The organism is Achromobacter veterisilvae, assembly GCF_900496975.1.
GTDB lineage: Bacteria > Pseudomonadota > Gammaproteobacteria > Burkholderiales > Burkholderiaceae_B > Achromobacter > Achromobacter veterisilvae.
In genome coordinates this window covers 339,151-362,562 of the sequence record NZ_UFQC01000001.1, presented here as the reverse complement: position 1 = coordinate 362,562, position 23,412 = coordinate 339,151, and the positions used below count along the sequence as shown (strand labels likewise).

At 65.7% G+C, this 23,412-nt stretch carries 22 protein-coding genes; 14 read left to right on the top strand and 8 right to left on the bottom strand.

From position 1 onward, the window contains the following. The 3 genes from AVE30378_RS01685 to purF form a co-directional block, all read left to right on the top strand. The coding region (locus tag AVE30378_RS01685; RefSeq protein WP_165360039.1) for an SPOR domain-containing protein at positions 1–383 on the top strand (383 nt) is incomplete at its 5' end. After that, positions 383–871 (top strand): CvpA family protein, encoded by a 489-nt coding sequence (locus AVE30378_RS01680; RefSeq protein WP_062684746.1) that lies wholly within the window; start codon positions 383–385, stop codon positions 869–871. The genes AVE30378_RS01685 and AVE30378_RS01680, both read left to right, overlap by 1 nt. 30 nt (positions 872–901) lie before the next feature. Then, positions 902–2,422 carry an amidophosphoribosyltransferase gene (gene purF, locus AVE30378_RS01675; RefSeq protein ID WP_129239033.1) on the top strand — a complete coding sequence of 507 codons (1,521 nt, stop codon included), beginning with the start codon at positions 902–904 and terminating at the stop codon, positions 2,420–2,422. Positions 2,423–2,546: 124 nt separating this feature from the next. Here purF and AVE30378_RS01670 read toward each other — a convergent pair whose 3' ends face one another. The 8 genes from AVE30378_RS01670 to map all read right to left on the bottom strand — a co-directional run bounded on the left by AVE30378_RS01670 (position 2,547) and on the right by map (position 10,682). Continuing rightward, complete coding sequence (locus AVE30378_RS01670; protein ID WP_129239032.1) at positions 2,547–4,055, bottom strand: tripartite tricarboxylate transporter permease; 1,509 nt, start codon at positions 4,053–4,055, stop codon at positions 2,547–2,549. Between the two features lie 12 nt (positions 4,056–4,067). Beyond that, the gene (locus AVE30378_RS01665; protein WP_129239050.1) at positions 4,068–4,490 is read right to left on the bottom strand and encodes a tripartite tricarboxylate transporter TctB family protein; all 423 of its coding nucleotides are present in this window, start codon (positions 4,488–4,490) and stop codon (positions 4,068–4,070) included. A 258-nt stretch (positions 4,491–4,748) separates the two neighbouring features. Further along, the gene (locus tag AVE30378_RS01660) at positions 4,749–5,267 is read right to left on the bottom strand and encodes a YgjP-like metallopeptidase domain-containing protein (protein WP_129239031.1); all 519 of its coding nucleotides are present in this window, start codon (positions 5,265–5,267) and stop codon (positions 4,749–4,751) included. 2 nt (positions 5,268–5,269) lie between these two features. Beyond that, positions 5,270–5,866: a nucleotidyltransferase family protein gene (locus AVE30378_RS01655; RefSeq protein WP_208742330.1), complete on the bottom strand. Its 597-nt coding sequence runs from the start codon at positions 5,864–5,866 to the stop codon at positions 5,270–5,272. Between the two features lie 5 nt (positions 5,867–5,871). Next, positions 5,872–6,357: a disulfide bond formation protein B gene (locus AVE30378_RS01650; protein ID WP_129239030.1), complete on the bottom strand. Its 486-nt coding sequence runs from the start codon at positions 6,355–6,357 to the stop codon at positions 5,872–5,874. Positions 6,358–6,439: 82 nt separating this feature from the next. After that, positions 6,440–7,153: a MarC family protein gene (locus AVE30378_RS01645; RefSeq protein ID WP_129239029.1), complete on the bottom strand. Its 714-nt coding sequence runs from the start codon at positions 7,151–7,153 to the stop codon at positions 6,440–6,442. An 81-nt stretch (positions 7,154–7,234) separates the two neighbouring features. Continuing rightward, complete coding sequence (locus AVE30378_RS01640; RefSeq protein WP_129239028.1) at positions 7,235–9,841, bottom strand: [protein-PII] uridylyltransferase; 2,607 nt, start codon at positions 9,839–9,841, stop codon at positions 7,235–7,237. A gap of 19 nt (positions 9,842–9,860) precedes the next feature. After that, positions 9,861–10,682 (bottom strand): type I methionyl aminopeptidase, encoded by an 822-nt coding sequence (gene map / locus AVE30378_RS01635; RefSeq protein ID WP_129239027.1) that lies wholly within the window; start codon positions 10,680–10,682, stop codon positions 9,861–9,863. Positions 10,683–11,569: 887 nt separating this feature from the next. Here map and rpsB point away from each other — a divergent pair. From rpsB to lpxD, 11 genes are all read left to right on the top strand, one after another. Then, a complete protein-coding gene (gene rpsB / locus AVE30378_RS01630; RefSeq protein ID WP_062684737.1) occupies positions 11,570–12,319 on the top strand; it encodes a 30S ribosomal protein S2 in 750 nt (249 codons plus the stop codon). Positions 12,320–12,500: 181 nt separating this feature from the next. Beyond that, positions 12,501–13,379: a translation elongation factor Ts gene (gene tsf / locus AVE30378_RS01625; protein WP_129239026.1), complete on the top strand. Its 879-nt coding sequence runs from the start codon at positions 12,501–12,503 to the stop codon at positions 13,377–13,379. Positions 13,380–13,473: 94 nt separating this feature from the next. Then, positions 13,474–14,190, top strand: a complete 717-nt coding sequence (gene pyrH, locus AVE30378_RS01620; RefSeq protein WP_043542852.1) for a UMP kinase — start codon at positions 13,474–13,476, stop codon at positions 14,188–14,190. Between the two features lie 15 nt (positions 14,191–14,205). Further along, complete coding sequence (gene frr / locus AVE30378_RS01615; RefSeq protein ID WP_129239025.1) at positions 14,206–14,766, top strand: ribosome recycling factor; 561 nt, start codon at positions 14,206–14,208, stop codon at positions 14,764–14,766. Between the two features lie 174 nt (positions 14,767–14,940). Further along, on the top strand, positions 14,941–15,705 hold the full coding sequence (gene uppS / locus AVE30378_RS01610) for a polyprenyl diphosphate synthase (protein WP_129239024.1): 765 nt from the start codon (positions 14,941–14,943) through the stop codon (positions 15,703–15,705). A 61-nt stretch (positions 15,706–15,766) separates the two neighbouring features. Next, positions 15,767–16,624 (top strand): phosphatidate cytidylyltransferase, encoded by an 858-nt coding sequence (locus tag AVE30378_RS01605; RefSeq protein ID WP_129239023.1) that lies wholly within the window; start codon positions 15,767–15,769, stop codon positions 16,622–16,624. Further along, complete coding sequence (locus tag AVE30378_RS01600; protein WP_129239022.1) at positions 16,621–17,820, top strand: 1-deoxy-D-xylulose-5-phosphate reductoisomerase; 1,200 nt, start codon at positions 16,621–16,623, stop codon at positions 17,818–17,820. The genes AVE30378_RS01605 and AVE30378_RS01600 overlap by 4 nt, the downstream gene beginning before the upstream one ends. A gap of 54 nt (positions 17,821–17,874) precedes the next feature. After that, on the top strand, positions 17,875–19,206 hold the full coding sequence (gene rseP / locus AVE30378_RS01595; RefSeq protein ID WP_129239021.1) for an RIP metalloprotease RseP: 1,332 nt from the start codon (positions 17,875–17,877) through the stop codon (positions 19,204–19,206). 53 nt (positions 19,207–19,259) lie between these two features. Then, complete coding sequence (gene bamA, locus AVE30378_RS01590; RefSeq protein WP_129239020.1) at positions 19,260–21,593, top strand: outer membrane protein assembly factor BamA; 2,334 nt, start codon at positions 19,260–19,262, stop codon at positions 21,591–21,593. 107 nt (positions 21,594–21,700) lie between these two features. Further along, positions 21,701–22,261: an OmpH/Skp family outer membrane protein gene (locus AVE30378_RS01585; RefSeq protein WP_129239019.1), complete on the top strand. Its 561-nt coding sequence runs from the start codon at positions 21,701–21,703 to the stop codon at positions 22,259–22,261. A 16-nt stretch (positions 22,262–22,277) separates the two neighbouring features. Next, a complete protein-coding gene (lpxD, locus tag AVE30378_RS01580) occupies positions 22,278–23,375 on the top strand; it encodes a UDP-3-O-(3-hydroxymyristoyl)glucosamine N-acyltransferase (protein WP_129239018.1) in 1,098 nt (365 codons plus the stop codon). Positions 23,376–23,412 lie beyond the last annotated feature (37 nt).

The window sequence follows — 23,412 nt, the reverse complement described above, 5'->3', positions numbered from 1 at the left end:
CCAAACCGGCGGCGCCCAAGCCCGAAGCCAAGCCGGCGACGCCGCCCAAGCCGGACACGCGTTCCGACGACGGCGCGCGCGCCCTGGCGCTGCTGGAAGGGCGCGCGGCGCCCGCCGCGCCCGCTCCCGCGCCCAAGCCGGCCGCCAAGGGCAATTTCGTGCTCCAGATCGCCGCCTACACGACCTCGGAAGACGCCCAGTCGCGCCGCAGCAAGCTGCACCAGGCCGGCGTGACGAACGCATTCGTCGAACAGGCCACGATCGGTGGCAAGCAGCAGTACCGTCTGCGGGTGGGGCCGTTCCCCTCGCGCGAGGCGGCGCAGGCGGCCCAGGCGCGTTTACGCACCTTGGGCTATGACAATGGTTTCATCGCCGCGCAATAGTGACCGGCTTCGATTTCGTCGTGCTGGCCATCCTGGCGGTCTCGGGTGTGCTGGGCCTGGTGCGCGGCCTGCTCAAAGAGGTGCTGTCGCTGGTCGCCTATCTGCTGGCTTTCGTGGCCGCGATATGGTGGGGCCCCACGGTCTACGCCTGGCTGGAGCCCTATATTGAAACGACGCTGTTGCGCATGGGAGTCTCATACGCGGCGGTATTCATCATCGTGCTGCTTGGCGTGGGGTTGGTCAACATGACGCTTGCCGCCTTGATCCGCAGTACCGGCCTGAGCCCGGCCGACCACGGCCTGGGCGGCATGTTCGGCCTGGCCCGGGGCCTGCTGATCGTGCTGGCGCTGGTCGCCGCCGCGGGCTACACGCCGCTGCCGGAAGAGCCGTGGTGGAAGGACGCCATGTTTTCGCATTCGGCCATCGAGGCCATCAAACATATCAAGACGTGGCTGCCGCCATCCCTGGCGACGTGGCTGCCGTATTGATCTGCTTCAAATCAACCAGGAAATCTCACCATGTGTGGAATCGTAGGGGTCATCGGGCGCGGGCCGGTCAACCAGCTACTCTATGACAGCTTGCTGCTGTTGCAGCATCGCGGGCAGGACGCCGCGGGCATCGCGACGTCGCAAGGCAACCAATTCAATATGTACAAGGCTCATGGCCTGGTGCGCGACGTCTTCCGTACGCGCAACATGCGCGCGTTGCCGGGTACGTCTGGCATCGGCCAGGTCCGCTATCCCACCGCGGGCTCCAGCGCCAGCGAGGAAGAGGCCCAGCCGTTCTACGTGAATGCGCCGTTCGGCATCATGTTCGCCCACAACGGCAACCTGACCAACTGGCGCGAACTGCGCGAATCCCTGTACCGCGTCGACCGCCGCCACATCAACACCAATTCCGATTCGGAAGTGCTGCTGAACGTGCTGGCGCACGAACTGCAATCGGCGGCCAACGGCGTCTCGCTGGATGACGACGCGATATTCCGCGCCGTGTCGGCGGTGCACAAGCGCGTGCGCGGCGCCTATGCCGTCGTGGCCCAGATCTCGGGCTACGGCCTGCTGGCCTTCCGCGACCCCAACGGTATCCGTCCGCTGTGCATCGGCCGCCAGGAAACCGAAGAGGGCGTGGAATGGATGGTCGCCTCGGAATCGGTGGCGCTGGAAGGCAGCGGCTTCGCCTTCGTGCGCGACGTCGAGCCGGGCGAAGCGGTGTTCGTCGACCTGGACGGCCGCTTCGTCAGCCGCCAGTGCGCCGACAATCCCCAATTGGTGCCCTGCATTTTCGAGTACGTGTACTTCGCGCGCCCGGATTCGCTGATCGACGGCGTGTCGGTCTACGACGCGCGCCTGCGCATGGGCGAATACCTGGCCGACAAGGTGGCGCGCACCATGCGCCTGGGCGACATCGACGTGGTCATGCCGATTCCGGACTCTTCGCGTCCGGCCGCCATGCAACTGGCCGCCCGCCTGAACCTGGACTACCGCGAAGGCCTGATCAAGAACCGCTACGTGGGCCGCACGTTCATCATGCCGGGCCAGGCGGTGCGCCGCAAGTCCGTGCGCCAGAAGCTCAACGCCATCGGCATGGAGTTCAAGGGCAAGAACGTGCTGCTGGTCGACGACTCCATCGTGCGCGGCACCACCAGCCGCGAGATCGTGGACATGGCCCGCGCCGCCGGCGCCAACAAGGTGTATTTCGCCTCCGCCGCGCCTCCGGTCCGTTTTCCCAACGTCTACGGCATCGACATGCCCACGCAGAGCGAACTGATCGCCACCGGCCGCAGCGATGAAGAAATCGCCCACGCGATCGGCGCCGACAACCTGGTCTACCAGGATCTGCACGACATGCAGCAATCGGTCCGGGACCTCAACCCGAGACTGTCGCGCTTCGAAGCATCCTGCTTCGACGGCGAGTACGTCACGGGCGACATCACGGCCGAGTACCTGGCCCGCCTGGGCCAGTCCCGCGGCGAAGCCGGCGAAGAAGGAACCGCCAGCGGCCTGCAGTTCAATATGGGCTACGCCGCCAACGACGCCTGATCGATAGCACGCCTCGCGCGGCAGGAAACCCCTCCGAGAGGTACTGCGAGTCAGCCAAGCGCTGGCGGGCAGTACCGATCGCGAGGGGTTTTTCCATTGGCGGGCGTCCCAGGCCCAGCCCGCGTCAGGACGACGAGGCGGCGCCGACCGCCCTGGGCTGCCGCAAGGACCGGACGAACGCAGCCAGTTTCCAGGCAACCGCCAGCGCGATCACGCCCAGCAGCGTGGCGCTGATCGGCCGGGAGACGAACACGTCGAACGAACCTCTGCTCAACAGCATGGCGCGGCGGAAATTCTCTTCCAGCATCGGGCCCAGGATGAAGCCGAGCATCAGCGGCGCCGCGCCCATGCCGAGCCGCAGGAAGGCATAGCCCATCAGGCCGAACGTCGCGGTGATGTAGATGTCGTGCAGGCTGTTGTTGATGCTGAACGTTCCGATGATGCAGAAGAACAGAATCGACGGAAACAGCACGGTGTACGGGATCTTGAACACCGTGAGCCAGTAGCGCACCAGCGGCACGTTCAGAAGCAGCAGGAAGCAGTTCCCGATCCACATGCTGGCGACCAGGCCCCAGAACAGGTCCGGGTGGGTGCCGATCATGTTGGGGCCGGGCTGCACGCCCTTGATGATGAATGCCGCCAGCATCAGGGCCATGACCGCGTTCTCGGGTATGCCGATGGCCATGAGGGGAATGAAGCTGGTGCGGGCGGCGGCCTCGTCGGCGGCGGCTTGTCCGGCAACGCCTTCGATCGCGCCGTTGCCCATTTCATGCTTGTGCTTGCTGAACCGCTTGTCCGCGGCATAGGCCGCGAACTGGGCGATGGTCGGGCCGCCGCCGGGCAGGATGCCCAATGCCGAGCCGATCACGCTGCCCCGCAAGGCGCTCGGAATGATCCGCTTGAACTCGGCCCAGGTGGGCATGAGCTTGATCTTGCCGTTGAAGGGCGTCAGCACGTTGCGGTTGTCGAGATTCTTCACGATTTCGGCAATGCCGAAGCACCCCAGCGCAATGCTGATCAAACCGATGCCGTCCTGCAGGAAGGCGTAGTCCAACGTGAAGCGCGCCATGCCGCTGTTCACGTCCGTGCCGATCGACGCCAGCAGCACGCCGACGATGGCCATCGCCAGGCCCGTCAGCATATTGCCGCTGCTCACGAAGCTGACGCAGAAGAATCCCATCAGCATCAGCGCGGTGTAGTCGGCCGGTCCGAACAGGAAGGCGGCTTCGCCGAGTATCGGCGTCATGGTCGACAAGACCACGATGGCCACCGTCCCGCCGATGAAGCTGGAGACGCCGGCGGTGAACAATGCCAGCCCGGTCTTGCCGTTCAGGTTCATCTGATAGCCGTCTATGCACGCGACGATACTGCTCGCGTGCGGGATTTTCATCGTGATCGCGCTGACGCTGTCGCCGTATTGCGCGCCGTAGTAAATCCCCGCCAGCATGATCAGCGCGCTGCTGGTGGGAATGGAATAGGTCAGGGGAAGCAGCAGGCTGATGGTGGACAAGGGCCCGAGTCCGGGCAGCAGCCCTACGAGCGTGCCGATCACGCATCCGGCCGCGCAATAAAGAAGGTTCTGCCAGGTCAGCGCGTGCTCGAAACCGAGCGCGAGGTTATTCAGAATTTCCATCGCATGCTCCGTTCAAAGCAAGGGGAGGCTGAGGCCGAGCAGGTTCTTGAACCCGAACGCCACGGCGATCAGCCCGGCCGATATCTTCACGTTCCTCAGCGTGGAATATGAGGTGGCCGCCAGCGACGAGCAGAACACCAGAAAAACAATGCCCGCGATCATATTGACGATGCCGGATATCGCCGCGCATCCCACCAGGCTCAGCATGATGATGGCGATGTTCTTCACGCTGTGGCTCATCGGTTCCGGTTCGACGAAAAACGAATATGCCGTGGCGATCGCGCCGATCACGAATAATGCGGCGCTTGCCATCAGGGGGAAAAGCCCCGGGCCGCCCCTGGAGAAACTGCCGATCGGATATCGCAGCGATGCGATGCCGAAAAGCAGCGCGAACGCCATGATGAACACGCCCCTGACGAAATTCTGGTTGCTCATGCATGCGCGGATCCCACCGCCGCGCAGGCTGCCGCCGTCGTTGAACATTTGTCTTCTCCTCGTTGTGGTGGCGTTCCGGGAGAGGCAAGTCCGCCGCTCCCTTACAAACGCCTGAGGGAGTCTAGTGACGGCTTCTGTCAGTCGGCTTTCGATCTTTGGCCGGGATCTTCCGTTTTCGCTATCGTTAACCCTAGCGGGCTTGTTTCTCGGAAGAAAAGACGATTTTTTGTTCAGTTTCCATTCAGAAAAGCGCGGAATTCAGCCTTGATTCCACAAAGCTTCCCGCGTGGCTTCCAGGTGCGTCAGGTACAGGCGCAGGTCGAATTCGTACTGGTGGTACTGCGGCTCCATGTGCAGGCACAGGTTGTAGAAGGCCCGGTTGTGGTCCTTTTCCTTGAGATGGGCCAGCTCATGGACGGCGATCATCTTCAGGAATTCCGCCGGCACGGTCTTGAACAGGGTCGCCACGCGGATCTCGTGCTTGGCCTTGAGCTTGCCGCCCTGCACGCGCGAGACGTAGGTGTGCTGGCCGAGCGCGTGCTGGATCACGTGGATCTTGCTGTCGAAGGCGACCTTGTTGATCTGGTCGCCGTTGCGCATGTAGGTGTTCTTCAGGTCCGTCACGTACTGGTAGAGCGCGCGGTCCGTGCGCACGCCATGCGCGCCCGCCGGATAGCGCGACAGCAAGGCCGCGCCCAGCTTGCCCTGGTCGAGCAGCTTGCGGGTCTGGAGCAGCAGGGGTTCCGGGTATCCGGTCAGGTATTTCAGGGCGGGCACGGTCAGGGTAGGGCAGGAGCGATGACGGTCAGGCGCGGCCAGGTTTCGGGATGACGCTTCGCGGCAAGCCGCTGCGCATAGGCGTGGAGGTCGGCGCCGGGGCTGGGCCGCAGAACAAGCGCGAACAGGTCGTCCAGCCCATGCGGGGCGACGATGCGCACCCGGTCGTCGGGCGTCAGCCCCACGCCCACGCAGGTGGCCGTTTCGGGCCAGGACGCGATGCCGGCGGCGAGCGACGCGGCCGGGGGCGGCGCGTCTCCGTGGCGGTTCCGGCGCCACAAGTGCACCCGCGCCTGGTTCACTATTTCCCAGGGGGCGTCGGGGGCGGCCTCGCGCAGGCGGCGGGCGACGCTTGCCTCGTGGCCGGGGGTAAGGTCCGAGGGATCGTAGTAGACGAAATCGACGTCGGCGGACGGATGGCTGCCCGCCGGGTAGCCATGCAGATGATTCCAGACCAGCGACCGGATCGCGCCTGCCGCGATACAGCCGCCGGCCGGCCCGTGGTCGCGCGCGGCGCGCAGCCAGCGCATCAGCGGCGCATGGGCCAGGACCAGCGCGCGCAGCGCGGCCGCTTGCGGCGCTTCCGCCGGGGTCCGCACCGCGCTTACAGCGCGCGGCCGCGCCTGAAGACGACGGGCAGCGCCATGAAGAACAGGATGACGAAGAGCGCCAGGCTCCAGAGCGCGTACTCGACGCCCAGGACGGACACCATGGCGTCCATGCAGGTGGCGTAGATGCCGAACAGCCACGGCACGCCGCCGTCCAGCCCGATGCCCGTCATGAAGCGGTCGGCGAAGGTCTGGTCGCAGGACAGCATCTTGGCCGCCACGCTGTACTGGTACCAGGCGGCGGCCACGCCGCAAGCGGCGAGCAGGGCGGCCAGGACGCCGCAGGCGCGGGTCAGGGCGCGGCCCCCGCCAAACCCGCCCACCAGCGCGACCACGCCGATCACCAGGTAGATCAGGCGTTGCATGACGCACCAGGCGCAGGGAGGCATGTCGAAGACGTGCTGGGAAACCAGGGCGACGCCGACGGCGCCGAAGCAGAAAAGGGCGATCAGGCGGAGCAGGCGTTCGGAACGTGAAGTCATTGTTCTGCGGTAAGGGTTGTGAGGGGCCGGGCGTCCGGCGACGCGGGGGCCTCGCGCGAGGCGCCCTTTTGGCGCGAACTGCTTAGGCCGTGGGAACCGGAATTGGTTGCATCACTTGCTGCAGGACGCCCAGCAACAGTTCGCGCGAGCCTTCCCAGAAGATCTGCACGCCCAGGCACAACATGATGAAGGCCGACAGGCGCATGAACACGGCGGTGCCATTATCGCCCAGCCGGTGCAGCATCTGCGCGGCGAAGCGCAGGCAGATGTAGAGCGTGACGGAGACGACGATGATGCCGGGGATGGATCCGCCCAGGCGCACCAGGCTCAGCACGTGGTTCTGGTCGCGCAGCGACACCCCGACGGTGATGGCGGCGGCGATCGAGCCCGGGCCGCAACTGATGGGGAAGGTCAGCGGATAGAAGGCGCGGGCCTTGGCCATTTCAGGGGTGAACGATTCCGCCATGCGCGCCACGCGCTCGGTGTCGGCGTCGGGCGAATTCACCAGCCGCCAGGCGCTGGCGATCACCAGCATGCCGCCGCCGACCCGCACGATGGACAGCGAAATGCCGAAGAAGCTCAGCAGCACGTTGCCGGCGACCATGGCCACGATCAGCATCAGGCAGACGTTGACGGCGACCCGCTGGGCCAGCACCACCCGCGTCGAGGACGACGCCCCTTCGGTCAGCGACAGGAAGATCGGCGCGATCGCGGGCGGATTCAGGAAAGGCAGCAGGGTCGCCAGCGCAAAGAAAAAACTGCTCCCGAAAACGCGCAGATAGTCATTGAGCTGCATAGGAACGGACGCCGCGTGGCCGAAAACCGGGATTGTATGCCGTCCGCGCGGCGCTGGCGACGGCGGGAAAGCCCGCCGCGTTCAGGCGGCCTGCTGCCCGGCTTCCTCGCCCGCCAGCGCGTCCAGGACGTCGCGTTCGAACTGCATCTGGCTGCGCGGCCGGGCCAGCGCGGAGCCGTCCACGATGAACACGTCTTCGACCCGGTCGCCCAGCGTCATGATCTTGGCCATGACCAGGTTCACTTCGTGGCGGGCGAAGACGCGCGCCAGGGCGTGCAGCAGGCCGGGCCGGTCGGTGGCCGTCACGGACAGGCGCCAGGACGTGCTGCGCTCGTCGGGCTGCAGTTCCGCCTGCGGCATGACCGGGAACACCCGCGAGACGCGGGACTGGCGGCCGCGGCCGTAATAGCCGCCGCGGGAGTGCTGCGGCTGGGCCGCGGCCTGCGGATCCTTCAGCCGTTCGGCCAGTTCGTGTTCGACCAGGGTGGCCTGGGCGCGCAGGTCGCTGGCGCCTTCCGGCAGCAGCACGATGAAGCTGTCCAGCGCCCAGCCGTGGCGCGTGGTGTGGATGCGGGCGTCCTGGATGGACAGGGACTTGGCGTCGAAATAGCCGCAGATGGCCACGAACAGGTCGGGCGCGTCGCGGGTGTACACCATGATCTGCAGGCCTTCGCCGTGTTCGGTGGGGCGGGCCTTGACCACCGCCTGCGCCGGCTCGACCTGGTGGTACAGGTGGCGCGTGTGCCAGGCGATGTCCGAGGCGTCGTGGCGCAGGAAGTACGCCACGTCCAACTGGTTCCAGAAGGCTTCGCGGGCGTCGTCGCGCAGCCCCGCCAGCCGGGTCAGGCGGGCGGCTTCCTCCTTGCGCTCCGTCAGCACGGTGTGCGCGTCGGCGTGCGCGCCGCCCAGGGCGGCCAGGGTCAGCTTGTACAGGTCTTCGAGCAGCTTGCCCTTCCAGGCGTTCCAGACCTTGGGGCTGGTGCCGCGGATATCGGCCACCGTCAGCAGGTAGAGGGCGGTCAGGTGGCGCTCGTCCTTCACGGTGGCCGCGAAGTCCTGCACCACGGCCGGGTCGGACAGGTCGCGCTTCTGCGCCACGGCCGACATCAGCAGATGCTGGCGGACCAGGAACTCGACCAGCGCCGTGTCCTCGGGCTCCATGCCGTGATCCTGGGCGAACTTGCGGACTTCGCGCGCGCCGAGTTCGGAGTGGTCGCCGCCGCGGCCCTTGGCGATGTCGTGGAACAGCGCCGCCACGTACAGCAGCCAGTGCCGGTCCAGCCCGGCGATCAACTGGCTGGCCAGCGGATATTCCTGGGCGTGCTCGGGCATGGTGAAGCGGCGCAGGTTGCGCACGACCGCCAGCGTGTGCTGGTCCACGGTATACGCGTGGAACAGGTCGTGCTGCATCTGGCCCACGATGCGGCGGAAGACCGGCAGGTAGCGCGGCAGGATGTTCAGCATGGTCATGCGCCGCAGCTCGTGCACGATGCCGCGCGGCTGCTGCAGGATCTGCAGGAACAGCTTGCGATTGACCGGGTTGCGGCGGAACTGCGCGTCGATGCGGTGCCGCGAATGCCAGATGGCGCGCAGGGTGCGGGCCGACATGCCGGTCAGTTCCGGGTGCTGCTGCATCACCAGGAAGGCGCGCAGCAGCAACGTGGGATTGCGTTCGAAGCCGTCGTCGCGAATGATGTCCAAGCGGTCGCGCAGGTTGCGGAAATCGTCGTCGATGTCGCGGGCATCGCTGTCGGGACGCGGAAACAGCCGCTCCTCGATGTTCTGCACCAGGATCCCGTTCAACTGCGTCACCAGCCGCGCGGCCCAGTAGTAGCGCTGCATCAGCAGTTCGCTGCCGCGGCGCGTGGCGGTGGCGTGGATGCCGTAGACCTCGGCCAGCGCGGGCTGCAGGTCGAACAGCACGCGGTCCTCGCGGCGATTGGCCAGCAGGTGCAGTTCGATGCGCAGCCGCTTGAACGCCTGTTCCGCCTTGCGCAGGTCGCGCGCCTCGGACGAGGTCAGCAGGCCGGCCTGCGCCACCGAGCGCCAGCTATCGCCGAAGCCGGCCGCCCTCGCCATCCACAGGATGACCTGCAGGTCGCGCAGGCCGCCGGGGGATTCCTTGCAGTTCGGCTCCAGCGCGTAGGGCGTGTCGTGGTAGCGGGCGTGGCGCTGCTGCATTTCGACGCGCTTGGCGCGGAAGAAGGCGCGCGGGTCCAGGCGGGACTTGGTCGCGGCCTCGAACTTCTTCATCAGCGCGCGGCTGCCGGCCAGCCAGCGGGATTCCAGCAGGGCCGTTTCCACCGTGATGTCGGCGTCGGCCTCGCGTTCGCAGTCCTCGATGGTGCGCACGCTGTGGCCGGGTTCCAGGCCCAGGTCCCACAGCGAGGCCACCAGCCGCTCGATGGCCGCCTCGTCCTCGAGCGTGGGGGCGTGCGGCAGCAGGATGAGCAGGTCGACGTCCGAATGGGGGTAGAGTTCGCCGCGCCCGTAGCCGCCCACGGCCGCCAGCGTGGCGCCGGCCGGCAGCGGGCAGTGCTTGACCAGGTCGCGCAGCGCGGCGTCCACGATGCGGCGCAGTTCGGACAGCAGGGTGTCCGGACGTTCGTGCCCGCGGAACTGGGCCACTGCCGTCCGCCGGGATTGCTGGATGCGTTCGCGCAGGGCGCTGAGGGTGTCGGCGGTCATGGCGGCGGGCGGCGGGGCTTCAGACGGCGGGGATGACGATGGGTTCGGCGATGAAGGCCGGCGGCTGGGGCATGCCGGGCGACAGGGTCAGGACTTCGCAACCGGTCTCGGTCACGCAGACAGCATGCTCCCATTGGGCGGACAGGCTGTGGTCCCGGGTGACGACCGTCCAGCCGTCGGACAACTGGCGGATCTCGCGGCGGCCGGCATTGATCATCGGTTCGATGGTGAACAGCATGCCCGTCGTCAGCGGCACGCCCGTGCCCGGCTTGCCGTAGTGCAGCACCTGCGGGTCTTCATGGAAGCGCTGGCCGATGCCGTGGCCGCAGAATTCGCGCACCACGGAGAAGCCGTTGGCCTCGGCGTGCTTCTGGATCGCGTTGCCCACGTCGCCGAGCGTGGCGCCGTTCTTCACCTGCTGGATGCCTTTCCACATGCACTCGAAGGTGATTTCGCTGAGGCGGCGCGACAGGATGGATTGTTCGCCCACGGCGTACATGCGGCTGGTGTCGCCGAACCAGCCGTCCTTGATGATGGTGACGTCGATGTTCAATGAGTCCCCGTTTTTCAGCACCTTGTCGCCGGGGATGCCGTGGCAGACCTGATGGTTCACCGAGGTACAGATGGCGCCGGGGAAGGGCGGGTAGCCGGGGGGCGCGTAGCCCACCGTGGCGGATTTCACGCGCAGCTCGTCGGTGAGGTATTCCAGGCACAGGCGGTCCAGCTCGCCGGTGGTGACGCCCGGCTTGACGTGGGGGGTGATGAAATCGAGGATCTTGGCGGCGTCCTGGCAGGCCGCGCGCATCTTGGCCAGGTCGGCTTGATTGGTAATGGTGCCCATGGAGTAGCTTGACTAAAGTCGCTTGAATGTCTGCTTGAAAGGATAGTAGAATTATAGGCTTCCCTAAATTTTTAGGGATGCATAGTAGTAGTGGTAGGCAATACAGGCAGTACAACTACTGGGTAACGGCAAGAGCCGATCCCGGCGGGTGCTGGCAGGTGGCGTTGGCGCCAGTCTGTTGCAAGCCCGGCAGGTATTCCAGTTGTGCGGATCCAGTCATTGGGATCGGCGGCAGGCCCCGAAGTTTCACCGCAAGCGAAGGTTGTGGAGCGAAATCGGGCAGGCCGCGGGTGCCGGGGGCGGGAAGCGCGCAGCGGATGCGGGCCGGGAGGCGCGGGCGGCGGCGGTTCCATGGCTGGCACGAACCGGGGCGCGGCGTGCTTGCAAGCCTGGTCATGTTTTAGAGCGGCGATGCAGGTTCAGGATCTGCGCTCGGTATGGACGTCGGATTAAGTTCTTGAAAACACTCGTGTTTTCTTAAGAAATGCCCCGATGGTCCGATGCGCGGTCGAGTGGAGTGGGATTTCGGTCCCGTGCCCGAACGCGAAGAGCTGGATTTTCCAGAGCTGGATTTCGCCGCCAACAAAACAGGTCCGGGTGCGTCTCGAAGAAACTTCCAGGAAATTCCTGGCGGGTCGGGAGACGCGATGCAGCATGCGGCGCAAGGTTCTCGTCGTGGCGGCCGTCTGGGTTTATCGCGGCAGCGTAGTAAGGGGCGTCCAGGGCGAACTTGCCTGGAACGCCGGAGTTATTGCGGCAGTGATCGGCCGGCCCGGTTAAAATTTTGTCATCCCGCATGTTGCGGGAAATCGCGCGCAACACCACCCAGGGTGTCAGCCAGAGGCTGATGCAGGTGCGGCGCAAGAAACCAACCCTTGGAGAAAGTTATGTCTTTGATGCGCGAAATGCTGGAAGCGGGTGTCCACTTCGGTCACCAGACCCGTTACTGGAACCCCAAGATGGCCCCGTATATCTTCGGCCATCGCAACAAGATTCACATCATCAACCTCGAAAAGACGGTTGATAAGTACCAGGAAGCCACCAAGTTCGTGAAGCAGTTGGCTGCTCGCGGTGGCAACATCCTGTTCGTCGGCACCAAGCGCGCCGCGCGCGAACTGGTCGCCGCCGAAGCCGCCCGTTGCGGCATGCCCTTCGTCGACGCCCGCTGGCTCGGCGGCATGCTGACCAACTTCAAGACGGTCAAGACCTCGGTCAAGCGCCTGAAGGACATGGAAGCCGTGGTCGCCGAAGGCGGCGCCGAGCGCATGATCAAGAAGGAAGGCCTGCTGTTCCAGCGCGAACTGGACAAGCTGAACAAGTCGATCGGCGGCATCAAGGACATGAACGGCCTGCCCGACGCCATGTTCGTGATCGACGTCGGCTACCACAAGATCGCCATCGCCGAAGCCAAGACGCTGGGCATCCCGGTCGTGGCCGTGGTTGACACCAACCACTCGCCCGACGGCATCGACTACGTCATCCCCGGCAACGACGACTCGGCCAAGGCCATCGCGCTGTACGCCAAGGGCATCGCCGACGCCGTGCTGGAAGGCCGCGAACAGAACCTGAACGGCCTGGTCGAAGAACTGGGCGAAGGCCAGGAAGAGTTCGTCGAAGTGCAGGACAACCAGGCCTAAGCCAGTTGTCATGTCCGGCGGTTAGCGTCTGGGAGCGGTCCGGGATTCCGGCCTGCTCCCGCCTCGCCGGCACAGCGAAGGTGGGCTCCCATCTTCCCGATCCGCGAATCGCGGATGTCCCATCGAATCACACCACTGTCCCGGCCCGCCGGGGCAAGTCTCTAGCAAAATTGGAGCAAACATGGCTGAAATTACCGCTGCCCTGGTCAAGGAACTGCGCGAAAAGACCGACGCCCCCATGATGGAGTGCAAGAAGGCCTTGACGGAAGCCGAGGGCGATCTGGCCCGCGCCGAGGAAATCCTGCGCGTCAAGCTGGGCAACAAGGCCAGCAAGGCCGCCGCCCGCGTGACCGCTGAAGGCCTGATCGGCCTGTTCATCTCCGCCGACGCCAAGCAGGGCGCCGTCATCGAAGTCAACTGCGAAACCGACTTCGTCGCCAAGAACGACGACTTCGTCGGCTTCGTGAACAAGCTGGCCGAACTGGTCGCCACGCAGAACCCGGCCGACGTGGCCGCCCTGTCGGCGCTGCCCTTCGGCGAAGGCACGATCGAAACCACCCGCACCGCCCTGATCGGCAAGATCGGCGAAAACATCTCGATCCGCCGCTTCGAGCGCATCGAGACCCCGAACGCGCTGGCCAGCTACGTGCACGGCGGCAAGATCGGCGTGCTGGTCGAGTACACCGGCTCGGAAGAAGTGGGCAAGGACCTGGCGATGCACATCGCCGCGACCAAGCCGAAGGCCCTGAACGCCGATGGCGTGAACCCGGCCGACATCGCCGCCGAGCGTTCGGTCGCCGAACAGAAGGCCGCCGAATCGGGCAAGCCCGCTGAAATCGTCGCCAAGATGGTCGAAGGTTCGGTCGCGAAGTTCCTGAAGGAAGTCACCCTGCTGTCGCAGCCGTTCGTCAAGAGCGACAAGCACACCGTCGAGCAGATGCTCAAGGAAAAGGGCGCTTCGATCAGCAAGTTCGTGCTGTTCGTCGTCGGCGAAGGTATCGAGAAGAAGACCAGCGATTTCGCCGCCGAGGTTGCCGCCGCCGCCGCCGGCCGCGCCTGATCGGTAGTTTGCTTAGAGGCCGGCACTGACTAAAATCAGGCCGGCCTATTTCTTGTCTTACACTTTCGTCGGATTGTTCTTCGGGATATCACCTATGAGCAGCAGATCATACAAACGGGTTCTTCTCAAACTTTCCGGCGAGGCGCTGATGGGCGAAGATGCATTCGGCATCAATCGCTCCACCATCGTCCGCATGACCGATGAGATCGCCGAAGTCGCCGCCACCGGCGTGGAACTGGCCATCGTCATCGGCGGTGGCAACATCTTCCGTGGCGTCGCCCCGGGCGCGCAGGGCATGGACCGCGCGACCGCCGACTACATGGGCATGATGGCCACCATCATGAACGCGCTTGCCCTGCAGGACGCGCTCAAGCACAAGGGTATCGACACCCGCGTACAATCGGCCCTGAACATCGATCAGGTCGTCGAGCCCTACATCCGCCCGAAGGCCCTGCGCTACCTCGAAGAGGGCAAGGTCGTCATCTTCGCGGCGGGCACCGGCAACCCCTTCTTCACCACCGACACCGCCGCCGCCCTGCGCGGCGCCGAGATCGGCGCGGAGATCGTGTTGAAGGCCACCAAGGTGGACGGCATCTACAGCGCGGATCCCAACAAGGATCCCACCGCCACGCGTTACGCGCGCATCAGCTTCGACGAAGCGATCGTGCGCCGTCTGGAAGTCATGGACGCCACCGCGTTCGCGCTGTGCCGTGACCAGAAACTGCCGATCAAAGTGTTTTCGATCAATAAGTCCGGTGCCCTCAAGCGGGTGGTCAGCGGCGAAGACGAAGGCACCTTGGTACACGTTTAAAGAAAAGGAAATTCCATGAGCGCCGCAGAAATCCGCAAATCCGCCGAAGCCAGGATGGCCAAGTCGCTTGACACGCTCAAGACCAACCTGGCCAAGATCCGCACGGGCCGCGCCCACACCGGCATCCTGGACCACGTGCAGGTCGAGTACTACGGTTCGCCCGTGCCGATCAGCCAGGTCGGCAACGTGAACCTCGTGGATGCCCGTACCATCAGCGTGCAGCCTTACGAGAAGCAAATGGCCGGCCCGATCGAAAAGGCCATCCGTGAATCGGACCTGGGCCTGAACCCCATCTCGATGGGCGACACCATCCGCGTGCCGATGCCCGCCCTGACCGAAGAGCGCCGCCGCGACTTGACCAAAGTGGTCCGCAGCGAAGGCGAAGACGCCAAGGTGGCCGTGCGCAACCTGCGCCGCGAAGCCAACGAAGCGCTGAAGAAACTGGTCAAGGACAAGGAAATCTCCGAGGACGACGAACGCCGTTCGCAGGACGAAGTCCAGAAGCTGACCGACCGCAGCGTGGCCGACATCGACAAGATGGTGGCTCAGAAAGAAGCGGAAATCATGACCGTATAATTCCTGCACGCCCCGGGCGCGACCGCCAATGGCCGCGCCCGGGCCCAGGATTTCTTGCCTGCGCGCCGTCCTGTCCATTGTTTCGCAGTATTTCTACGTAGCGATGGAACGACGGCGCAGGTTTTTCCCCGTATTTCCGTTTTTCGCCGGCTCTCCGCGCGCAGCACCAGACCCATGGCAACCAGTTCGACCCAGGCGGTTCCCGATACCCGCGACATTCCCGAGCACGTGGCCATCATCATGGATGGCAACGGCCGGTGGGCGACGCGGCGGCTGCTGCCTCGCACGGCGGGGCACGCCAAGGGCGTGCAGGCGGTGCGGCGCGTGGTCGAGGCCTGCGGCCGCGCCGGCGTGCGCTACCTGACGCTTTTCGCCTTCAGCTCGGAGAACTGGCGCCGCCCCGCCGAGGAAGTGTCGCTTCTGATGCGCCTGTTCGTGCAGGCCCTGGAGCGCGAAGTCGGCAAGCTGGAAGAGCAGGGCGTGCGGCTGCACGTCATCGGCGACCTGAGCGCGTTCGAGCCCCGCTTGCAGGAGCTCATCTTCGCCGCCCAGGAGCGCACCGCCCACAACGACCGCCTGCACCTGACTGTCGCGGCCAACTACGGCGGCCGCTGGGACATCCTGCAGGCCACCCGCGCCATGCTGGCGGCCGAGCCCGGGCTGGCGGCGCAGCCGCAACGGGTGGACGAAGAGCGCCTGTCCCGGCACCTTTCCATGGCCTGGGCGCCGGAGCCCGACCTGTTCATCCGCACGGGCGGCGAACAACGCATTTCCAATTTCCTGATCTGGCAGATGGCCTACGCGGAGTTCTACTTCACGGACCGCTTCTGGCCGGATTTCGGCGCCGCGGAACTCCAGGCCGCTTTCGACTGGTACCGCACGCGCGAACGCCGTTTCGGCCGCACCAGCGCGCAGCTCGGCGAAGACGGCGCGCAGTAAGCAAGTAAACCAGACGGCGACAAGCGCGTCTTTCCAGAGCCGTACACGAGGAGACCGTCACATGTTGGGCCAGCGTATCGTTACCGCCGTCATCCTGTTGGCCGTCCTGGCCGCCGCGATGATCAGCGCGAATCCCTGGTGGTTCGTCGCCTTGCTGGCCCTGGCGGCCGCTTGCGCCAATTGGGAGTGGCTGCGCCTGACGCTGCCGCAACCGCCTTCCCCCCTGATTTCCGTCGGTGTCGCCGCGCTGCTGTTCGCCGGCATGCTGGCCCTGGCTTCCGCCTGGCTGGCGGGCGATCGCGGCGGGGTGGCCGATCCGGCCTGGGTGCTGCGCTACCTGGTGCCCGCCGTGGCCGCCGTCTGGCTGTTCTTCGGCGTGGCGGCGGTCGTGCGCGGCCGTTCCGACGCACCCCCGGCCAGCCTGGGCTGGTCCCTGTTTTCCATTCCCGCGGCCTTCACCGCCTGGGCCGTGCTGGCGCAGATGTTCGTGGCGCATGGGGCCGGCTTCGTGGTGTCGTTGCTGGCGCTCGTCTGGGTGGCCGACATCGCGGCGTATTTTGCGGGCCGGGCGTTCGGCAGGCGTAAACTGGCGCCGCGGGTCAGCCCGGGCAAGACGATCGAAGGCGCCATCGCCGGCGTGCTGGGCGCGGTGGTCTGGATCGGCCTGTCCAGCCTGTGGGGCGGCACGTTCGGCCATGCCCTGGTGGAACGCTGGACGTTCTGGCTGGCGCTGCCGATCGCCGCGCTGCTGGGGGTGGTGTCCATCGTGGGCGACCTGTTCGAATCGCTGCTCAAGCGCCGCGCGGGCCGCAAGGATTCCAGCACGCTGCTGCCCGGCCATGGCGGCGTGTATGACCGCATCGACGCGATCCTTCCCGTCGCGCCGTTCGCGCTACTTTTGTCTGGAGTGTTGTTTTGACGGCTTTTCAACGCGTCGTGGTGCTGGGATCGACCGGTTCGGTCGGTGAAAGCACGCTGGATGTGATTGCCCGCCACCCCGAGCGGTTGGCGGTTTATGCCTTGTCCGCATACAGCCGGATGGAGCGCCTGGCCGAGCAGGCCTTGGCCAGCCGCGCGGCCGTGGTGGTGGTGCCCGACGCCGCCGCCCGCCGCAAGTTCGCCGCCGCCTGGAACGGCTCGCGGCCCATGCCCGAGATCCGGGTGGGTGCGCAGGCGCTGGCCGATACCGCGGCCGACCCGCAATGCGACTCGGTCATGGCCGCCATCGTCGGCGCGGCGGGGCTGCCCGCCGCCCTGGCGGCCGCGCGCAGCGGCAAGCGCGTGCTGCTGGCCAACAAAGAGGCGTTGGTCGCCGCCGGCTCGCTCTTCATGCGGGCTATCCGCGACAACGGCGCCGAACTGCTGCCTATCGACAGCGAACACAACGCGATTTTCCAATGTCTGCCCAAGGGCGTCCGAGCCGTGGCCCCGGACGCCTCCGCGCCGGGAGTGCGGCGCCTGCTGTTGACGGCTTCCGGCGGCCCGTTCCGGAGCCGGGACCTGGAAGACCTGCACGACGTCACGCCGGCCCAGGCCTGCGCCCATCCCAACTGGAGCATGGGCCGCAAGATTTCGGTGGATTCCGCCACCATGCTCAACAAGGGCCTGGAAGTGATCGAGGCGCACTGGCTGTTCGCGATGCCGGCCGACCGCATCGAGGTCGTGGTGCATCCTCAAAGCGTGGTGCACTCCATGGTGGAGTACGACGACGGATCCGTGCTGGCGCAGCTTGGGCAGCCCGACATGCGCACGCCGATCGCCTACGGCCTGGGTTTCCCGGAACGCCTGGAAAGCGGCGTGGGCCCGCTGGACCTGACGCGCGTGGGGCGGCTGGACTTCGAAAAGCCCGACCTGGCCCGTTTCCCGTGCCTGGCCCTGTCCTTCGCGGCCTTGAGGGCCGGGCAGGGGGCCTGCGTGGCCCTGAACGCCGCCAATGAGGTCGCCGTCGAAGCGTTCCTGGCCGGCCGGCTGCCTTATACCTGGATTCCGAGGGTGATCGAGGCCTCCCTGGAGTGGCAGGCGCGGCAAGCATCTGTTACGCTCAACAGTCTTGACGACATACTTGCGCTTGACGCCGCCGCGCGCGTATACGCTGGCAACCTGGGCCTAGCCTGACGGCGGCCATTGCCGCGGCTGCCCGCGACCGATTCCCTAGATCTTCCGAATCCAATGCTTTTCACCCTGCTGGCCTTTGCGGTTGCGCTTGGCACCCTGATCATCTTCCATGAACTGGGGCACTATTGGGTGGCTCGCCTGTGCGGCGTGAGGGTCCTGCGTTTTTCGGTCGGATTCGGCAAGGTCGTTCTGCGCCGCACCGACAGGCACGGCACGGAATGGGCGGTCTCCGCGCTGCCCCTGGGCGGCTACGTCAAAATGCAGGACGACCCGCCAGCCGGCGCCAGCGCCCAGGAAGCGGCGGGGGCCTTCAACAGCAAGCCGGTAGGCCAGCGCATCGCCATCGTCGCGGCCGGCCCGATTTTCAACCTGATCCTCGCGGTCTTCCTCTATGCCGGGCTGAACATGGCCGGCACCCAGGAACCGGTGGCCGTCATCGCCCAGCCCGCAGCCGACACGCCCGCCGCGCACGCCGGCCTGTCGCCGGGCGACCGCATCCTGGCCATCGACGGCGAGGAAATCGCGTCGTGGTCCGACGCCCGCTGGCGCCTGATGGACGTGATGTCCACGGGCGGAAACGCGCGGATCGAGGTCCGGACCGCCGGCGGCGCGGTGCAGCAGCGCGAATTGGTGCTTCCCTCCAATACGATGGATCCCGCTGGCGGAGACCCGCTGGCGGCGGCCGGCATCCGGCTGGCGCAGCCCAAGCCGGTCGTGCGGGTGGTCAACGACGGCGGGGAAGGGCAGGCGGCCGGCCTGCGCGCGGGCGACCTGATCGTGGCGGTGAATGGCGACCCCACGCCCGACACCGGCGCCCTGGTCCAGCAGATCCAGGACAGCGCCGGCAAGACGCTGGCGCTGACCCTGCTGCGCGACGCCGCCCCGGTTTCCCTGAACGTCACGCCGCGGGCCGAAATGGTCAACGGCCAGGAGATCGGCCGCCTGGGCGTGCAACTGGGCGGCGACGTCTCCATGGTGACGGTGCGCTACGGCGTGTTCGAAAGCCTGTGGCGCGGCGCCGTCCGCACCTGGGATACCGCCTGGTTTTCGCTGCGCATGATGGGCCGCATGGTGACGGGCGACGTATCCTGGCGCAACGTCAGCGGCCCCGTGACCATCGCCGACTACGCCGGACAGACCGCCAGAATCGGAATTGTTGCGTACATCGCGTATATCGCCTTGATCAGCATCAGTCTCGGCGTTCTAAATTTGCTCCCGATTCCTATGCTGGATGGCGGCCATCTGCTGTACTATCTCGTCGAAATTGTGCGGGGCAGCCCGCCGCCAGCCAGGTGGATCGATATCGGACAGCGCGCCGGAATAGGTTTGTTGGCAGGCCTGATGGGGCTTGCGCTGTTCAATGATTTCACGCGTTTGTTCACTTAAGCGCGATTTAGCATAAAATCCCCCGCCATTTGCACGACCGAGGATACTCAAGGATGTCTTTTCGCCGGATGTTTCATCACAAAAAGGGTGTACTGCCGGGTTTGATCGCCGCACTGCTGGTACCGGCCATCGCCCACGCCTTCGACCCTTTTGTCGTGCGGGATATCCGCGTAGAGGGTATTCAACGAACCGACGCCGGCACGGTCTTCGGGTATCTGCCCGTCAAGGTCGGCGAACAGTTCACTGAAGAAGAAGCCACCGAAGCCATCCGCCGCCTGTACGGCACGGGCTTTTTCTCCGACGTGCAGATCCAGACCGACAACAATGTCGTCGTGGTGGTCGTGCAGGAACGTCCGACGATCGCCTCGGTGAACTTCAACGGCATGCGCGAGTTCGACTCCAAGGCCATCACCACCTCGCTGGGGCAGGTGGGTTTCGCCGAAGGCCGCATTTTCGACCGCTCCATGCTCGAGCGCGCCGAATACGAACTGAAGCAGCAGTACCTGTCCAAGGGCAAGTACGGCGTCGAAGTGACGTCCACGGTGACGCCGCTGCCCCGCAACCGCGTGGGCGTGAGCTTCGACGTGTTCGAAGGCTCGGTCGCCCGCATCGAGGAAATCCGTTTCGTCGGCAACAAGGCCTTTTCCGAAGGCGACCTGATGGACGTGTTCCAGTTGACCACGCCGGGCTGGCTGACCTGGTACACCGACACGGACAAGTATTCGCGCGAAAAGCTCGAGGGTGACCTGGAGCGCCTGCGTTCGTTCTACCTGGACCAGGGCTATCTCGAGTTCTCGGTCGAACCGCCGCAGGTCACGATTTCGCCGGACCGCAAGGACATCCGCATCACGATCACCGTGCACGAGGGCGAGCCCTACAAGGTGCGCAGCGTGAAGCTGGCGGGCAACCTGCTGGGCCTGGACAAGGAAATCAACGAGCTGCTGCAGGTCAAGCCGGACGAGACCTTCTCGGCCGCCAAGGCCAACGATTCGGCCAAGGCCATCACCGACTACCTGGGCGAGCTGGGCTACGCGTTCGCCAACGTCAACCCCAACCCGCAACTGGACCGCGCCAAGCACGAGGCCGACCTGACGTTCTACGTCGATCCGAGCCGCCGCGTGTACGTGCGCCGCATCCAGATTGGCGGCAATACCCGCACCCGCGACGAAGTGGTGCGCCGTGAAATGCGCCAGCAGGAAGCTGCCTGGTACGACGCCAAGGACATCAAGACCTCGCGCGACCGCGTCGACCGCCTGGGCTACTTCAGCGACGTCAACGTCAAGACCGATCCGGTCCCGGGCTCTCCCGACCAGGTCGACGTGAACGTCGACGTCAAGGAAAAGCCCACCGGCATGATCAACCTGGGCGTGGGCTACGGCTCGTCGGAAAAGGCCATCCTGTCGGCGGGCATCAGCGAAGACAACGTCTTCGGCAGCGGCACCAACCTGACCCTGCAACTGAACACCAGCAAGACCAACCGCGCGATCGTGCTGTCGCACACCGATCCGTACTGGACCAAGGACGGCATCAGCCGCACTTCGTCGGCGTACTACCGCGTGACCGAGCCCTGGAACAACAACGACGGCGATTACCGCGTCAAGGCCATGGGCCTGGGCATGAACTTCGGCGTGCCGATTTCGGAATACGACCGGATCTTCCTGGGCGCCAACTTCGAACGCAACCAGATCGAGCTGTACAACAACTCGCCGGCCGCGTACGAGAAATTCGTCGATGACTACGGCGATTCGACCAACTCGGTCATCTTCAGCGCCGGCTGGTCCAAGGACACGCGCGACAGCGCGCTGGCGCCTACCAAGGGTTCGTACACCCGCCTGAAGGCCGACTTGTCGACCATCGACCTGAAGTACACGATGCTGACTGCCCAGCAGCAGTACTTCGTGCCCCTGGGCGGCTCCTACACGCTGGCCCTGAACGGCATGATGGACTGGGGCCAGAGCTACGGCGGCAAGGACTATCCGGTCATCAAGAACGTCTACGCGGGCGGTATCGGCACCGTGCGCGGCTACGAAGGCTCGTCGCTGGGTCCGCGCGACACGAAGACGGGCGACTACCTGGGCGGCACGCGCCGCATCGTGGCGAACGCCCAGTTGTACCTGCCGTTCCCGGGCGCGTCTAAGGACCGCACGCTGCGCTGGTTCGTTTTCTCGGACGCCGGCCAGGTGGCTTCCGGCAGCGGCCTGTCTTGCACGGGCGGCAAGCCGGGCAGCGAGGTGGAAGATCCTTGCGGCTGGCGCTTCTCGGCCGGTATCGGCCTGTCGTGGCAGTCGCCGATGGGGCCGTTGCAGTTGTCCTACGCCCGTCCGCTGAATTCGAAGGCGGGCGACGACAAGCAGAGCTTCCAGTTCCAGATCGGGACTGGTTTCTAAGCGCCGTTACGCTTGAAAACAAGGGAGGAGACCGGCGGGCCGGCTCCTTTGCTGTTTAGTGGCACAATACACACTTTGGCTTTGCCTTACTGGAAGGTGAGATTTTCATGATGTCTGATTCCGCACTTAAAACATCGAATTCGCTGGGTGCCAAGCGCCGCGGCAAGCTGGGCGGTACCATTGCCCTGGTGGGTGCGCTCATTCTCGGTTCGGCTGCGGCGATTCCCGCCCAGGCACAAGGCACCAAGATCGGTTTCGTGAACACCGAGCGGATCCTGCGCGAGTCGGGCCCGGCCAAGGCCGCCCAAAGCAAGATCGAAGCCGAATTCAAGAAGCGCGACGATGAACTCCAGCGCCTGAACAACAACCTGCGCTCGCAGGCCGAGAAGTTCGACAAGGACGCGCCCGTCCTGTCGGAATCCGACCGCGTCAAGCGCCAGCGCGAGCTGTCCAACCTGGATACCGACCTGCAGCGCAAGCGCCGCGAGTTCCAGGAAGACTTCAACCGCCGCCGCAACGAAGAATTCTCGGGCATCGTGACGAAGGCCAACGAGGCCATCAAGCGCATCGCCGAGCAGGAAAGCTACGACCTGATCATCCAGGACGCCGTGACGGTCAACCCGCGCATCGACATCACCGACAAGGTGATCCAGAGCCTGGGCAAGTAAGCAGTATCTGTCAGCCATGCCGGTTTTACTGGATCTTGTCCGCGCGCCGACGCTTGAAGCACTGTTGAGCGCCGCCAATACCCAGGGATTGGACTGGCGCATCAGCGCGGCGCCGGGCGCAGACCCCTTGCGGGTCTGCGGCATCGGAACCCTGTCATCGGCGGGCCCCCAGGAAATCTCCTTCCTGGCCAATCCGCGCTACCAGAGCCAGCTCGGCGCCACCAGGGCGGCGGCGGTCATCGTCTCGAACGACGTGGCCGAGGCCCTGGAGGCCGAAGACAGCCCCCGGCCGCCGTTCGCGCTGGTCGTCTGCAAACATCCCTACCTGCTTTACGCCCGCGTGGCGCAGTGGTTCGACGCCGCGAGGCGGCCCGAACTGCCCGCGTGCGCGCATCCGTCCGCGGTGGTGGCCGACGACGCCACGATCGAGGCCGGCGTGCGCATCGGCCCGCATTGCGTCGTGGAATCCGGCGCCCGCATCGGCCGGGACACGGTGCTCGGGCCGGGCTGCGTCATCGGCGCGGGTTCGTCCGTGGGCCCGGGTAGCCGCCTGCACGCCCACGTCACCCTGTACGAAGGCGTCACCGTCGGCGCCCGGGCGATCATCCACAGCGGCGCCGTGCTGGGCGCGGACGGATTCGGCTTCGCGCCGGATCCTTCGCTGGGCAAGGGCGCCTGGGGCAAGATTCCCCAACTGGGCGGCGTCACCATCGGCGACGACGTCGAAATCGGCGCGAACACCACGATCGACCGCGGCGCGCTCGAAGACACCCTCGTGTCCGACGGCGTGAAGCTGGACAACCAGATCATGGTGGGCCACAACTGCCGCATCGGCGCGCATACCGCGATGGCCGCCTGCGTCGGCGTGGCGGGGTCGACCACCATCGGCGAACGCTGCACCATCGGCGGGGCGGCGATGCTGTCGGGGCACCTGACGCTGGGCGACGACGTGCACATTTCGGGCGGCACGGCGGTGACGTCCAATATTTCGAAGCCTGGCCGCTATACGGGCGTGTTCCCGTATGCGGAGCATGGAGATTGGCAGCGCAACGCCGCCGTCATACAGCAGTTGGCGCAATTGCGCCGCCGCGTGCGGACGCTGGAAAAAGAGTAGGGCGCGGTTGCCGCCCCGGCGCGTCCGCGCCGCGAAA

Bases quoted from the DNA above. Each gene is read 5' to 3' on its own strand.
- purF (WP_129239033.1), top strand. From the start codon at position 902: ATGTGTGGAATCGTAGGGGTCATCGGGCGCGGGCCGGTCAACCAGCTA.
- AVE30378_RS01670 (WP_129239032.1), bottom strand. From the start codon at position 4,055: ATGGAAATTCTGAATAACCTCGCGCTCGGTTTCGAGCACGCGCTGACC.
- AVE30378_RS01665 (WP_129239050.1), bottom strand. From the start codon at position 4,490: ATGAGCAACCAGAATTTCGTCAGGGGCGTGTTCATCATGGCGTTCGCG.
- AVE30378_RS01650 (WP_129239030.1), bottom strand. From the start codon at position 6,357: ATGACTTCACGTTCCGAACGCCTGCTCCGCCTGATCGCCCTTTTCTGC.
- AVE30378_RS01645 (WP_129239029.1), bottom strand. From the start codon at position 7,153: ATGCAGCTCAATGACTATCTGCGCGTTTTCGGGAGCAGTTTTTTCTTT.
- AVE30378_RS01640 (WP_129239028.1), bottom strand. From the start codon at position 9,841: ATGACCGCCGACACCCTCAGCGCCCTGCGCGAACGCATCCAGCAATCC.
- map (WP_129239027.1), bottom strand. From the start codon at position 10,682: ATGGGCACCATTACCAATCAAGCCGACCTGGCCAAGATGCGCGCGGCC.
- rpsB (WP_062684737.1), top strand. From the start codon at position 11,570: ATGTCTTTGATGCGCGAAATGCTGGAAGCGGGTGTCCACTTCGGTCAC.
- tsf (WP_129239026.1), top strand. From the start codon at position 12,501: ATGGCTGAAATTACCGCTGCCCTGGTCAAGGAACTGCGCGAAAAGACC.
- pyrH (WP_043542852.1), top strand. From the start codon at position 13,474: ATGAGCAGCAGATCATACAAACGGGTTCTTCTCAAACTTTCCGGCGAG.
- frr (WP_129239025.1), top strand. From the start codon at position 14,206: ATGAGCGCCGCAGAAATCCGCAAATCCGCCGAAGCCAGGATGGCCAAG.
- uppS (WP_129239024.1), top strand. From the start codon at position 14,941: ATGGCAACCAGTTCGACCCAGGCGGTTCCCGATACCCGCGACATTCCC.
- AVE30378_RS01605 (WP_129239023.1), top strand. From the start codon at position 15,767: ATGTTGGGCCAGCGTATCGTTACCGCCGTCATCCTGTTGGCCGTCCTG.
- rseP (WP_129239021.1), top strand. From the start codon at position 17,875: ATGCTTTTCACCCTGCTGGCCTTTGCGGTTGCGCTTGGCACCCTGATC.
- bamA (WP_129239020.1), top strand. From the start codon at position 19,260: ATGTCTTTTCGCCGGATGTTTCATCACAAAAAGGGTGTACTGCCGGGT.
- AVE30378_RS01585 (WP_129239019.1), top strand. From the start codon at position 21,701: ATGATGTCTGATTCCGCACTTAAAACATCGAATTCGCTGGGTGCCAAG.
- lpxD (WP_129239018.1), top strand. From the start codon at position 22,278: ATGCCGGTTTTACTGGATCTTGTCCGCGCGCCGACGCTTGAAGCACTG.